This window comes from Alicyclobacillus hesperidum, from assembly GCF_900107035.1.
GTDB classification, from domain to species: domain Bacteria; phylum Bacillota; class Bacilli; order Alicyclobacillales; family Alicyclobacillaceae; genus Alicyclobacillus; species Alicyclobacillus hesperidum.
Window position 1 is genome coordinate 124,984 of record NZ_FNOJ01000006.1, and the last position, 13,943, is coordinate 138,926.

Consider the following 13,943-nt stretch of genomic DNA (forward strand, 5'->3'; position numbering starts at 1 on the left):
TTTTGTTAGAAGATGGTTCTTCCCTGCTCGTCTGGAATGCCTGACTTTCGATAAAAGTACGTGTTGATCACGTCTCGCCACTCGATGGCGTCTTGCAACTGCGTGTCTAAGCGAGCACACACGGCGTGATGGCGCTCCGGATCGACCTTATCGGCAAGTTCCGCCCAGACCCTGCGCATCCGCTCCACGGCCTCAACGCCGCTGAAGTGAGTGTCGTAGATGTGTTGAATCACCGTTTTCCCCGACTGCAGACGATGTGTATAGGGCACGTGGTGGAAGAACAGCAACAACTCGTCTGGGCAGGTTTCGAGGTTCTCGTATAGGCTCCGATTCGGTTCGTGATATTGCCCTGTGTAACCGGTTCCCGTCGCCATCGTACGATCGACGCCAATGCCGTAGCAGTCTGCAAAGTGGTACGTCCCCCATTTGGAATACTCGTACCCGTCGACGTTTGGACCATAGTGATGGCCAGGGTTGACCATCCACCCGACGCCAAGCGGGGCGGTATAGTCTTCATAAGTGCGCCATGACGTCAGGAGAATGTCCGTAAGCGCCTTGACGACGTCACAATCATCGCCATACGTCAACCGAACCCACTCGGCCGTGATGGTTTCCACAGACAGGGACGGATCCCAAGCGAGGCGCCCAAATCCGTACAGATTTGCCTGCGCGAAGGAGTGCCCCGTCCAATTCGGATCGTCGCCGACATTCACGACGCCGGCGATGCCACCATGGGCACGCCCGAACAGTTCGCCTGACGCACAACGAGCGACGGTTGATCCCTGCCCGCAAGCGTGAGTATCAAAGTCCAAAATCTCTTTCCACTGTGGGATGAGATAGCACACATGTTTCTGTTGCCCGGTATATTCTTGTGTGATTTGCAACTCGAGCATCTGATTCGTTCTGGACAACCCACCAAACAACGGCGAGACTGGCTCCCGGACTTGAAAGTCCATGGGACCATTCTTGATCTGCAAGAGGACGTTGTCGGCAAAGCGCCCATCGAGCGGTGTAAAGTGATCAAATGCCGCTCGTGCGCGGTCCGTTTTTCGATCTCGCCAGTCCTGCAGGCAGTTGTACACAAAGCAGCGCCAAATGACGAGACCGCCGTGCGGTTTAAGCGATTGCGCCAACATGTTCGCGCCGTCGGCGTGATCGCGCCCATAGGTGAAAGGCCCGGGCCGGAACTCGGAATCAGCCTTGACCAGAAATCCACCGAAGTCCGGAATATACCGATAAATTCGATCCGCCGCCGCATTCCACCAAGCCTGCACCTCAGGATCAAGCGGATCGGCTGTCGCGAGGTGACCCAGTTCGACTGGGCTGGCAAAGTTGACGCTCAAGAAGATACGGACGCCGTAATCGCGAAACAAATCTGCCAATCTTGCCAAGGACGGAAGGTATGCGTCTGTGACAAACTGGGTTTCCACCCGATGCACGTTCACGTTGTTGACCGCGATGGAATTGATGCCCACAGACGCGAGTAGGCGGGCGTAGTCGCGCACGCGCACCGGATCGAATTGCACCGTGTTGGAACGATAGAACAGCGACTTGCCTGCATACCCGCGCTCAATACTGCCATCGGCGTTGTCCCAGTGGTTGATCATGCGCAGTTCATTCTGCGGCGACTGCACGATGGGCTCTGCCAGTGGCTGCCCCATGCGGATGATCCGCATTAGGTGAAAGGCGCCATACAAGCAGCCTGCCTCGGTATGACCGGCGATGGCAAGGGAACCATTCTCGACCGGCACGATGGCATAGCCGTCACCGTGAACTTGCTGAATATACGCGGATACTTGGTGGGCAACAGAGTCTGGAAGGTCACGTACGAGACCCAGGTAGAGGCGGCAAGGAGCCGTCCGCGCGGCCTCACCCACTTTCGGCTCGATGGCAAACGCCTCCTCGATACCTTGGCACAACTCCGCCGCTGCCGTGTCCAGCACACGGGTGCCTGCTCGCCAAACGATGGCTTGCGTAAATGGATACGTCTCTGCATCCACTGCGACAGGTGTCGCCTGTAACCACGCGGCGTAGTCGCGGTTGACCGCCGTCGTTGACGCACGATGGTCTTGCGTTGTCTTCACCAAGAATGCCCTCCTTTCGACACAGGCGGTTGTCACGTGCCATCCGCCAATTACTCGTCGAGCCAGAGAATACTCGTCACGCCACGCGGGTAGTACTTACTGCCGTGAAATTCGCCACGGACAATCTGGTCGCTCCAGCTCCAAACCGACCATGTCGGGTGTGTCAACCACTGAACATGCGCTGCATCAGCCCGGCGCCCCGCCTCTTCCCAAGGCAACCCGAAGACCTTGCGGGCAATAAACTGGCACAGATAAATTTTGCTTAACCACGAGTTGTCGCTGGTCGATGAAATTTTCCAGCCGCCGTCCGGGAAGAGACAAACACCTTCGACCAAAACGGTCTCCAAATGGCGGCGCAAAGCTTGGATAAGTTCTGCGTATGCGCCATTTTCGTCGAGAACCTCCGGGCACCCCATGTAGAGCGGGAAGACCAGACCCTCGATGGCAGGTATGATGCGTGAATCGTTTCCTTCGCCCATCACGGCCGGGATATACCCGTCTTTCGTCTGGTGGCTGACAATCGTCTGCGCTGTGCGCTCTGCCTGTGCTTGCGCCGTCTGTGCCAAATCAGTGCGGCCTGCTCGCGCAAACGATCGCGAAAGGGCTAGGTACGCTGCCCAAGTCTTGCTGGCCAAGTACAAGTTGTTACGGGCCTGCCCCAAAGACACATCCAGGCTGTCATACGTCGTGATTTCGCTACCACCCATGGTTCGGTCGCTGTCTAAGCCCATCACACCATTGCGTTTTTCCGGATCTGGATGATCGCGATGGAGCAAGCTCGTCAAGCACTGTTCATAGATAGGCAAACGGCGTGTGAACCACGCTTGGTCCCCCGTTTGCTCGACGTACACTGCGGCGCACAAAATCCAGTTGACCAACTGCTCGTGCGTCATATGCGAAAAGCATCCGGTCAATCCATATTCCTCATAGGATGAATAATGGGGACGCGAAAACGCATTGGCCACACCCATGTCGTGTGTGAAACTGATCCCACCCGGATGCAGCGCTTCTTCACCCGGGAAACGGACGTGATCCTCGTAGCTGTAACGATCGACGAATAAATCGAGTTCATTGCGCACGGTCCACGGGTTCATCTTCAACTCGAAGAACAGTTGATCGACGGTGAGATCGAACGTATTCATCATTCGATACTCGCCCTCGTTGACAATCCAAACTGGCTTTCCATCGACATCCAGCAATTCGGTCGATCCGTAGTAGCTCCGAATGGCATGTGCCATCATGAATTTCTGATCGTCATTCAGATCGGCTTTGGCCAGACGCTCGTTCGCCTGCAGTGCGCAAGCACGTATCTCGCTAAAGGAAGCTATGGCTGCCTCTGCTACCTCTTCAATGTTCCGATAGTATCGCGTGTACCAATACGAACCGTCCAAGCCGGTGGTCACGATGCCACCGCGATAAAAACAGATGACGAACGTATACGTCCGCACTTCACCAGGTGGCACATCCATGATCAGCGCACCCGTGCGGCCGAGGCCAAACGTCCAGTTTTCCTCAAGCTCAGTCGTCAGGATATCCTCCATACTGAAATGCGTCGCAGGTCTGACATCGGTATGTGCCGTCGCAATCGCGGTGATCCGCCCTTGTCCGACGCCCACCAATCCATGGCCCGTTATGTGGCGCATGGCCGAGTATGGATCGCCACCTTCGTAGCCGAAGAAAGCGCGACGCGCTTTCGTTCCTGTGCGATTATCGACCGTCATTTCTGCGATCACGGCCGGAAGGAGCACTCGGCGAAGTTCCTGGGTATCGCCTTGTTCCGGATCCGGTACACCTGCCACTTGGTTGTACAGGGTAAACGTCAAATCCCCTGCTTGCCAAGTATCACTACCAATTTGAAAGTTGCGCGTCACGTCGGATCGCCCAAATGGACGCAACCGCCGAAGCGCATTTGGGTTTACTTCTTTTTCCACATCATAGCGCAAACTCTCGTCTTCTCCGACTTCGAAGAACGGCAAAGCTTCAAACTGACCACCTGCACGCGTCTCCAGACCGATGTATACGCTGGTCTGCGGTGGTCGTCCAAGTTCCAGATCAAAACCGGCATTTGCTCCCGGAAAGCCGAGTGTAAAACTAGAAAACGCGCCAATCGGACTGTGATGTGCATTAAAATACATATTCTTCGGCATCTTCGTCGATTCACTCCATTGTTTGTTGTACTCGCTGTCGTTACACGTATCCGTTCGCCAAGAATCCGCCGTCCACAAGGAGGGTCGTCCCCGTGATGTAATCGCTATCGGGTGACGCAAGAAAGACCGCTGGGCCTGCGATGTCGTCAACTTCCCCCATTCTGCCAGCCGGGATGCGCGCAACCATTTTCTCCGGCTTGTGAATGCCACGAGCAATGTAATCGCGCACAATTTCGGTCATGATGAATCCTGGACTAATGGAATTGACCTGTATGTTGTACTTCGCCCACTCCAAGGCCAAGTTTTGCGTCAACTGCTTGACGCCACCCTTACTCGCGGCGTATGCTGCACGTTCAGGAATCGCCGCATGGGCGACCAGTGAGGTAATGTTGATGATTTTGCCACCCTGCCCGCGCTCAATCATCCGCCTGCCGACCGCCTGACAATATAAAAATGTGCCGTCGAGATTGACGTTGAGGCACTGCTTCCACCGTTCGAAGGGCAGGTCTACCGAAGCGTGCGCCACCGAAATACCAGCGCAGTTGACGAGGATATCAACGTGCCCAAAATGTGCAATGGCCTCAGCGACCGTGCGCTCCACATCCTGTGGGTTGCTGACATCACCAACCGCGACAGCAACAGCTGCGGCTGTGTGTTCGCGGATCCACGCCGCCTGTGCCTGTAGCTCCGAGTCCGTCCGACTCACGACACATACATTCGCGCCTTCTGACGCCATCCTCCGCGCAATAGCCGCGCCGATACCACGGCCTCCGCCAGTGACCAGAGCCACTTTACCTTGCAATCGCATAACGTTCCCTCCTGCCCCTATCGATCACGCCCGATGGTCTGCCCAACGCGTATTCGGAATCAATGGGAACCAGTCCGCGCGCGCTGGGTCGCGATCGTACGGATATCCACCTAGCCGTTTGTAAAGTTCCGCATATTCGCTTACTTTATCGCGATCAAGCACTACACCAAGGCCCGGGCCATCTGGCACACGGATGCACCCGTTTTCATAGTGAAGCTTGCCTCCCTTAATGACGTCGTCAAGCAGATGATGATAATGTGCGTCGGCGGCATAGGTCAGGTTGGGCAAGACGGCGCCCAGATGAAGCATGGTTGCCAACTGAATGCCAAGCTCCCCGGACGAGTGAACCGCAATCGGCAGTTGGAACGTCTCGCACACCGCGGCGGCCTTGACACACGGGCGGATGCCACCCCAAAACGTCGTATCGAGCAAAATCACGTCGATAGCCGGCTGCAAAATATTTGCCGCGAGCTGCTCGAAGTTGATGACAAACGTATTCGTGGCAATTGGAATCCGGACAAATTCGCGAAGTCGACGGTTGCCATGGAGTCCAAACGTCGGATCTTCAAAGTAATCGTTATGAACATGTTCGATGGCCTTCCCAAAACGAATGGCATCCTCCAGACTTAACGCCGCATTCGGATCGTAACGAAGCCGGTCCTCTGGGAAAGCGTTTGCGAGCGCTAGATAACATTCTAACTCATAATCCGGGTGAAAGACTCCACCTTTCAACTTGTGTACGCGAAATCCATGCATGTCCCGCAATCGCTCCGTGTACTGGATGAGCTGTTGCACTGTGCGAATTTCGCCTTCACCCGTCTGTTCGTTCGGCAAACGAAAGAACAGGTAGCTTGCAAATTCAACTTCGTCTCGCAATTTACCTCCTAAAAGATCATAGACCGGACGCCCGAGGTGTTTGCCGATAATATCAAGACACGCAAACTCAATCGCGGCCAGCAATTGCGTTCGATTGTTATACAAGCTGGCGGTCGGATTGGCAATTTTGAACCGAAGTTCCTCCAGCCGATACGGATCATGCCCGACCAAATAAGTTTTCAGCGCGGCGAAGGCTTGTTCCGCACTCTCGCCGCCGCCGCCCATTTCACCAATACCCACGATGCCCTCATCCGTGTGAACTTCAACAATGGTGCGCACAAACCGCCCCCAATGCGCGCCGTTACTATGCCGCAACGGAGCTTCCAGCGGCACGGTAACGGTTGTCGCGATGATATCCGTGATGCGCATCGCTTCATCCTCCCCGGTCTTCATGTCATTTGCCTCATGGTATGAGGCGGCAAATCTTAACGAGCTGTTCCATTCGATGCATCGAAATAATCTGGATAGCGCGCCTTCACAATCGGAAGATCTTCCATCAAGCGGCCAAGATGTGCCCGCATCGCGCGTGCTGCTTGGTCTGTATCTGCGGAGAGCACAGCCTCGACAATTTGTTCATGCTCGCGCACCAATTCAATCATGGCCTCAGGCTCAAAAAGGGACAACATCCGAACACGATTCAAGTGTCCCCGCATTTGTGTCACAATGGACGCCAATGTGATATTGCCTAGGACCTGCAAAAAGACTTGATGAAATTGGTCATCTGCGTGTAGGAAACGAACGGCATCCTCTTGCTGTACACAACGTCGTTGTTCCTCAAGAGAGCGGCGCAAAGCCTCTTCAAGATTTGCCCTTACTTCAGGACAACCACTCTTGTCCGCAAGACAAGCGACCGCACTGACCTCGAGACTCTCCCGCACAAAGCGCGTTTCCTCAACTTGGCGCTCCGAGATGAGGGCAATCTTCATGCCGCGCTGTGGAAGCACCTCGATAAGGCGTTCCATGGACAATGCCCGAACAGCCTCGCGAACGGGTGTCCTGCTCATGTTGAGCATGCGTGTAAAATCCGACTCATAGACCGTTTGACCTGGATAAAGCCGGAGAGATAAAATTTCTTCACGAATCGATTCATAGGCTTGTTCGCCCAGTGTCTTTTTTGCTTCCCCATACGAGATTCCAGCAATCACACCTACACCCCCTCGGCCTAACGCAAGGATGATCTTAGCGTATACTTGTATACAAGTCAATACAAACGGTAAGAAACAACCCCCTAAACGCGGTTGCAAATTCGCCACATTCCTGATTTTCCGAAACTCTTGACTCTCTTGTAGTCCTCGCTGCAAAAGACACAGCGGGCTGCCCATGCCACACGTGAAGTAGCTTGGGACAGCCCGCAGTGCTTCATCACCCATGAGCCATGATGACCATTGAGCTCAGTGCAAGAGTGCAAGCGCCGTAGCTAGGTTCGCCACATTGGGCGTACCGATACCCGTTGCCGGATCATACCCAGGTACCGCTTGGTAGTACCAATTCGTGCTTCCGTCCTTCAAATCGTTAAACGGCTTGTTCGGTCCATATCCCACTGTTCTTTGCAAGTCATAGAGCATCGGGTTCATAAATCCCACGCGTGAGCCTGTGAATTGGTCAACCAACGCTGCAATCCCGTTCAATTGTGGTGCGACGAAGCTCGTTCCGCCGTATCCGGCAATCCACCCGCCATCCGCGCTGTCATAGACAAGGTACCCTGTCTCCGGATCCGCATCCATCGACAAATCAGACACATTGCGTCCAGCAAAGTTGGCCGGTAACTGATATGTGAATGGCGTTCCAAACAATAAACCTTGCGAATCTGTAAACGCCTGTCCAGGTGCGCTATTTTGCATGCCTGAGATACCCATTTGGTACCACGGGCGAGGCCAGATAACACTCACACCGCCACCCGTGCCAATCGGGAACAAACCTGTGTAGCCGAGATTCTGCAGATAATCCCATGCCCATGGCCGTTCCTTTTGGATCTTGACGCTGCCCAAAGAAAAATTCGCCGAGAATGGAACGGTTGTCCCACCCGCCGCCGTGATATACGGATCAGAAGCCGGGAAGTCGACGGTCAAAGGCGTCGTGAACCCATCAGAAGGCGGGAAATCACGAGCGGTGTCGTAAGCACCGGAATCGCCAGCCGCGGCGAACATGGAAATACCCTGCGCCGCAGCCTCCATAAATGCTTGATTGAACGCCGCAAGCTCATCGGTGTAATCGACACCGTTGTTCATAGCCGCCAAATAGTCGATTTCAGGCTGTCCCCAGCTGACGGACAGCGAATCTGCCACGTTATCGGAGACGGCTTGATAAAACGCATCAATAAAACCAGCATCCGTGTTCGGGGCGTCGTAAACGACAATGTTTGCATCTGGTGCGATGCCACCTGCCTGTTCGACATCCAGCGTCGTTTCGTCCGATCCACTATCGATTTGGCCACCGCCATCGACCTGCACTTCGCGAATCCGATTGGCTGGTGTCTTCAACCCAATGGTACTCCAGTACGTATACGCATCGGAGGGATTGAAGTCGGAGAGCGTAACGATGCCCACGGTTTCTCCCTTACCTGTAATCCCTTTCTGATAGAGAGGATTGATGTCGTACATATTGGCCGTGTCACCTACAGTATAGCTCCCTGGCGTATTAGTCGCCGTACTTCCGCTCTGAGGCAACACCACCTTCGGACTTGGTGCCCCCTGTACATTCGGCGTCTTTACCGTCAACGACTGTGCCGCCTGTTCAGTATCCAAACCAACGACCGCCAAAACGCTGTTCAGCAAGACGTTTGGAATGTGTGGAATGTGCTTGGGTGCTCGGAATTCTCGACCTCCCGCCCGGAAGTTGTCGATGGTTGTGTTGAGCGCGTTATCAAATTGGGCGACAGTACCACTGATTTGCATATCAAGTCCATCCGCATCCACCTGATCTACATGCAGACCCAATTGCTCGACATAACCTGTAATCTGTTCAATCACTTGCGGGGATGGCGCATATTCATCCGCAAATTGGCTCGTGGTTAGGAATTTGTGATAGTTTGGATTCCCTGGTGTCTCTGTCTGTTGAATATAGTTCTCAAGCCCTTGTTCATTTTGCACCTTAAGGATAAGCGACGCTGTGATAGTCTCACCGGGACTAGCCGGACCCAAATCCTGAGCGTTCTGTGTATCGGGATTCTGCACCGTGTCGGCCGGCACGGTTGCCGCATCAACCCCTGTCACTTGCCAAGCCAACAGTCCGATGGTTGCCGGCAAGCCAACTGCTATACGTTTCCAGAAACCCACGATTTATTCCCCCACTCTGGCTGTACACATCGTTTTCATCATGACTCGTACTCTAGTTTCTGCATCGCCTGTTACTTTCCTCTCGCGAATCCTCATAACTTTTTCTGAATAGCGGAGTTTTCTGGCGAAGGTGCCTAGGTTACGAATTCAGCGACTCTTGACCATCATCCAACTCAACCGAAGGCGCGCTCGCCCCCATATGATACTTGGCTCGCCCTATCTGCCAACTGTGCACACATAGTCCTGCGATCACGACTGCGACCCCGACATATCCAACTGGGGTCGGCGCCGCCCCAGGCAAAAACAACATCTGCCCTACGAGCGCAAATACCACCTCACCGGACTGGGTCGCCTCCACGATAGCCAACCACCTCGGGGACCCCATCGCCATATCCGTGGCGGCGAAAAACAACGTCGTCGCGATCACGCCAGACGACACAGCCACCACCAAGGATCCAAGAATCTGACTTGTCGACGGCCAACCTGCAAACGGGACACCTGTCACACAAAGGATAAGCCAAAACGGCACGCTGCCAATCGTCATGCCTAGCAAGCGCTGGTACGTATCGAGCGAAGACGAAAAGAGGAGCATCGTCTTACGATTGCCTAGTGGATACGCAATCGCCGCCAGAACCACGGGCAAAAAACCAGCGAAGAATCCCCCCACACGCACGTGTGTGGACTGTGCTGCTTCCATGAGCACGACACCCAGCAAGAGGATTACAGAAGTCACCAATTCTCGACGCGGTACACGGGTGCGCATACCTGCTGTGTCCCTCGGCGAAAGCCAAGGCGTAAGCAATACTCCACAAACAATGGTAATTTGCCAGGATCCCGCCACGAGCCAAGCTGGTCCGTAATCAGCGCTGAAACAAAGCGGTGCATAAAACAAACCAAAGCCGATAGTCCCCCAGACCAACCACTGTAGCCAGTTTTGACGGATGGATTTTGACAATTCAGGCAAGCCGCCGCGTAACCATACGATGACTACGAGAAATGGAAGCATAAAAAAGTAACGTAACGCCGCGCTCCAAAACCAAGGGCCTCCACGTAAACTCATCGCCTCATTAAACACAAACGTTACGGCAAAAAAGAGGGAAGCGAGGATGCCAAGCCACATGGGCTTGAAACCTCGCACGTATGTTGCCTGTTCGGACTGCATGGGGCAAACAACCTTTCCTGCGAAGCGGGGAGAGTGGCACGCCAGCCCCGCTATGGTTTCAGCGACCGAAGGAATCCGGACCCCATTTTACGTGATTCATCCCACAGGTATGTTACACCCAAACGCGCCTTCTTGGTCACGCCCCGACATATGCTCCCTGATCCATCTCCGGTGAGGCCCCGGAATCTCCTTCAACCGTCGTCGCTTCATGTATATAACGAGCCAGATCAGCCGCATGCCGTTCCACTTCCCGTTCCGTCCAATCAAGGGCCCGAGCCATATAGCGAACGACAGGATCCTGCCAGCGGCGCACCCAATCGATGTCGAAATATAACGCCCCAGTGCGCCGGATCATGAAATCGGACGGTGTCATTGCCATCTCGTACGCCAAAGCATATTGCAATGCCCCATACACTTCAAGCGATAAGCCCGCCGACGCCGCCTCGTCGCGGCCAGCCTCAATCAAAGCGTACACCACATCGACATTCGTGCCATAACGCGACGCGAGTCTGCGCGCCTCTCCTTCCGTCAAACCTAATGCCATGCCTCGCTCGACGCGCGCCTCGATAAAAGTAGGCATCTTCTCCGATCCGCCGAAGTCACCGCCGGAATACGGGATGTGATCCGTTGCACACGGAGCGAACGAACCGCCGCGACGGGCAGCTAAATCCGCCGTGATCATGGAAACGACTTTCTCCGCCATTTTTCGGTAACCCGTCAGCTTACCACCGGCAATCGTGATGAGCCCGCTATCCGAGACAAACACCTCGTCTTTGCGGGAAATCTCAGATGGATCCTTACCTTCCTCATGAATCAGCGGGCGCACACCTGCCCAACTGCTCTCGATGTCAGCAGGCGTCAGTTGCACAGATGGAAACATCGTGTTCACGCAGGCAATCAGATAATCCCTATCTTCTTGTGTCATTCGTGGGTTCTTTAAGTCACCATGGTAGTTGGTGTCCGTCGTTCCGATATACGTTTTTCCTTCGCGTGGGATGGCGAAAATCATGCGGCCATCTGGGACATCAAAATAAACCGAATTCCGAAGTGGAAAACGCTTGCCATCGACGACGATATGCACACCCTTCGTATGATGCAGGGTCTTTCCTTGTTTGGAACCGTCCATCTCCCGCAACTCATCCACCCATGGACCCGTCGCATTGACTACCTTTTCCGCGTAGATATCGAACGTATCTCCCGTGAGCACGTCTTCAACGGACGCGCCAACGACACGACCATCGCGATACAAAAGCTTCGTCGCCTTTGCGTAATTGAGCGCTTTGGCACCGCGTTCGACCGCCGCCTTCAGAATTTCAAGCGTCAACCGCGCGTCATCTGTCCGATATTCAACATAATAGCCCGCACCTTTTAACCCTTCGCGCCGCAACAAAGGCTCCTTGGCGAGAGCCTCTTGCACGCTCAACATCTGCCGCCGTTCCGAACGTTTCACACCCGCGAGCTTGTCATATACATAGATGCCAAAACTCGTGGCCAAGCGGCCGTATGTGCCGCCCTCAATAATCGGGAGCAACATCCAAACAGGTGTCGTGATGTGTGGGCCGTTCTCATAGACAATGGCCCGTTCCTTGCCGACTTCGGCGACCAAACCCACTTCAAATTGCTTCAGATAACGTAACCCGCCATGTACCAGTTTCGTCGAACGATTCGAAGTACCAGCGGCAAAATCCTGCATTTCGATAACCGCGGTACGGAGTCCGCGAGCCCTGGCATCGAGCAGAATGCCTGCCCCAGTGATGCCGCCACCGATGATCAACACATCGAGCTTTTCCATAGCCAAAGAGCGTTTGATGTCCTGCCGATTCCGAAACGAAAAGGCACTCTCTCTCACTGCCGCTTCCTCCCCCAAAAGAAAAAACCACAAACCAAGCGCACCCGCGTGCACCTGACTTGTGGTTTTCTCATGATCTCAACCATTCACCTATGAACTTGGCAAGTGACAATCTGTACCGATTGTCTGTCTACTGGTATCATACGCCGAATCCGCGTACTTTGCTATACCTGTGCAACAGGATTTCCTGCTATGGCAAACACTTCGTTTTCGTCCTCACGAGCCCAGCCCATCGTCCGTTTGACTGCCTTTTGCCAACCACGATAGAGTTCATGCCGAGTCTGTTCATCCATTTCAGGCTCAAACTTGCGTTCGATCTCGCCATTTTGAGCAATCTCATCCATAGTCCAAAAACCAACGGCCAGCCCCGCCAAATAGGCTGCACCCAGGGCCGTCGACTCCGTGACAAGTGGCCGTTCGACCGGTACGCCGAGGATATCCGCCTGGAACTGCATCAAGAGATTGTTTGCCACCGCACCGCCATCGACGCGTAACGATTTCAAGTGAATGCCGGAATCCGCCTGCATCGCGTCGAGGATATCCTTCGTCTGGTACGCAAGAGACTCCAATGTTGCCCGGGTAATATGTTCCTTACGTGTTCCGCGCGTGAGACCGAAAATCGCGCCACGCGCGTACATGTCCCAGTACGGCGCTCCAAGTCCGGCAAAGGCAGGAACGACATAGACTCCTTCGGTATCTTCAACTTTTCCTGCGAAATACTCGGAGTCTGGCGCTGCATCAAAGAAACGCAATCCATCGCGCAACCACTGAATGGCCGCTCCGGCAATGAAGACGCTACCCTCTAGCGCATAGGTCACTTTGCCGTGCAACCCCCACGCAATGGTCGTCAACAGTCCACTGGGCGATGCCACAGGCTTTTCGCCAGTGTTCATTAACATGAAACATCCCGTGCCATACGTGTTTTTAACCATGCCTGGTTCGAAACACGTCTGGCCAAACAAGGCGGCTTGTTGATCGCCTGCGATCCCGGCGATAGGAATCTGCGCCCCGCCAAATGTCCGTTCGTCCGTGTGCCCATATACCTCACTCGATGGCCTTACCTCCGGCAACATCGCGCGCGGAATATCCAATATCTCGAGCATCTTGTCATCCCAGTCAAGGGTATGGATATTAAACATCATCGTGCGTGAAGCGTTGGTATAATCCGTAACATGGACCTTGCCGCGCGTCAAATTCCAGACGAGCCAGGTGTCTACCGTGCCAAACAGAAGCTCGCCGCGCTGTGCCCGCTCGCGCGCGCCCTCGACGTGATCGAGAATCCACTTTAACTTGGTACCCGAGAAATAGGCGTCAATCACAAGTCCTGTCGTATCGCGAATATAATCTGTCAAACCCTGTGCCTTTAGATCGTCGCAAATCGCAGCTGTACGCCGATCTTGCCAAACGATAGCGTTATAGATTGGCTTGCCAGTCTCTTTATCCCAAACCAGTGTCGTCTCCCGCTGATTGGTGATGCCGATAGCTGCCACTTCGTCCGGCGAGACGCCTGCACGTTCGAGGACTTCGCGAGACACGCCACTCTGACTGCCCCAGATCTCCATCGGATCGTGCTCAACGAAGCCTGGTTTTGGATAAAATTGTTGAAATTCTTTTTGCGCCACACTGTGAATACGCCCCGCGCGATCGAACAAAATGGCCCGCGAGCTAGTTGTGCCTTGGTCAAACGCCAGAACATAAGATTTTTCCATCCCGGTTCCTCCTCACATGCTCTTCCCAGGTTT

9 protein-coding genes are annotated in these 13,943 nt (G+C 54.3%); all 9 read right to left on the minus strand.

The annotated features are described in order from the left end of the window. Positions 1 to 5: 5 nt before the first annotated feature. The 9 genes from BLU70_RS06575 to glpK all read right to left on the minus strand — a co-directional run bounded on the left by BLU70_RS06575 (position 6) and on the right by glpK (position 13,910). Positions 6 to 2,087, minus strand: a complete 2,082-nt coding sequence (locus tag BLU70_RS06575; RefSeq protein ID WP_074692799.1) for an alpha-glucuronidase family glycosyl hydrolase — start codon at positions 2,085 to 2,087, stop codon at positions 6 to 8. A 47-nt stretch (positions 2,088 to 2,134) separates the two neighbouring features. Next, positions 2,135 to 4,231, minus strand: coding sequence for a glycoside hydrolase family 52 protein (locus tag BLU70_RS06580; RefSeq protein WP_074692869.1), 2,097 nt, complete (start codon positions 4,229 to 4,231; stop codon positions 2,135 to 2,137). Positions 4,232 to 4,271: 40 nt separating this feature from the next. After that, positions 4,272 to 5,039: an SDR family NAD(P)-dependent oxidoreductase gene (locus tag BLU70_RS06585; RefSeq protein ID WP_040288239.1), complete on the minus strand. Its 768-nt coding sequence runs from the start codon at positions 5,037 to 5,039 to the stop codon at positions 4,272 to 4,274. 24 nt (positions 5,040 to 5,063) lie between these two features. After that, positions 5,064 to 6,308 (minus strand): enolase C-terminal domain-like protein, encoded by a 1,245-nt coding sequence (locus tag BLU70_RS06590; RefSeq protein WP_218129481.1) that lies wholly within the window; start codon positions 6,306 to 6,308, stop codon positions 5,064 to 5,066. Positions 6,309 to 6,340: 32 nt separating this feature from the next. Continuing rightward, on the minus strand, positions 6,341 to 7,060 hold the full coding sequence (locus BLU70_RS06595) for a GntR family transcriptional regulator (protein ID WP_074692802.1): 720 nt from the start codon (positions 7,058 to 7,060) through the stop codon (positions 6,341 to 6,343). A gap of 246 nt (positions 7,061 to 7,306) precedes the next feature. Next, positions 7,307 to 9,190 carry a S53 family peptidase gene (locus tag BLU70_RS06600; RefSeq protein ID WP_074692803.1) on the minus strand — a complete coding sequence of 628 codons (1,884 nt, stop codon included), beginning with the start codon at positions 9,188 to 9,190 and terminating at the stop codon, positions 7,307 to 7,309. A gap of 139 nt (positions 9,191 to 9,329) precedes the next feature. Continuing rightward, positions 9,330 to 10,352 carry a DMT family transporter gene (locus tag BLU70_RS06605; protein ID WP_074692806.1) on the minus strand — a complete coding sequence of 341 codons (1,023 nt, stop codon included), beginning with the start codon at positions 10,350 to 10,352 and terminating at the stop codon, positions 9,330 to 9,332. 136 nt (positions 10,353 to 10,488) lie between these two features. Beyond that, positions 10,489 to 12,201 carry a glycerol-3-phosphate dehydrogenase/oxidase gene (locus BLU70_RS06610; protein ID WP_074692872.1) on the minus strand — a complete coding sequence of 571 codons (1,713 nt, stop codon included), beginning with the start codon at positions 12,199 to 12,201 and terminating at the stop codon, positions 10,489 to 10,491. 164 nt (positions 12,202 to 12,365) lie between these two features. Beyond that, the gene (gene glpK / locus BLU70_RS06615) at positions 12,366 to 13,910 is read right to left on the minus strand and encodes a glycerol kinase GlpK (RefSeq protein WP_074692809.1); all 1,545 of its coding nucleotides are present in this window, start codon (positions 13,908 to 13,910) and stop codon (positions 12,366 to 12,368) included. Between the last annotated feature and the right edge of the window lie 33 nt (positions 13,911 to 13,943).

Coding starts and splice junctions, on each gene's coding strand:
- glpK (WP_074692809.1), bottom strand. CDS start 13,910: ATGGAAAAATCTTATGTTCTGGCGTTTGACCAAGGCACAACTAGCTCG.
- BLU70_RS06605 (WP_074692806.1), bottom strand. CDS start 10,352: ATGCAGTCCGAACAGGCAACATACGTGCGAGGTTTCAAGCCCATGTGG.
- BLU70_RS06585 (WP_040288239.1), bottom strand. CDS start 5,039: ATGCGATTGCAAGGTAAAGTGGCTCTGGTCACTGGCGGAGGCCGTGGT.
- BLU70_RS06580 (WP_074692869.1), bottom strand. CDS start 4,231: ATGCCGAAGAATATGTATTTTAATGCACATCACAGTCCGATTGGCGCG.
- BLU70_RS06590 (WP_218129481.1), bottom strand. CDS start 6,308: ATGAAGACCGGGGAGGATGAAGCGATGCGCATCACGGATATCATCGCG.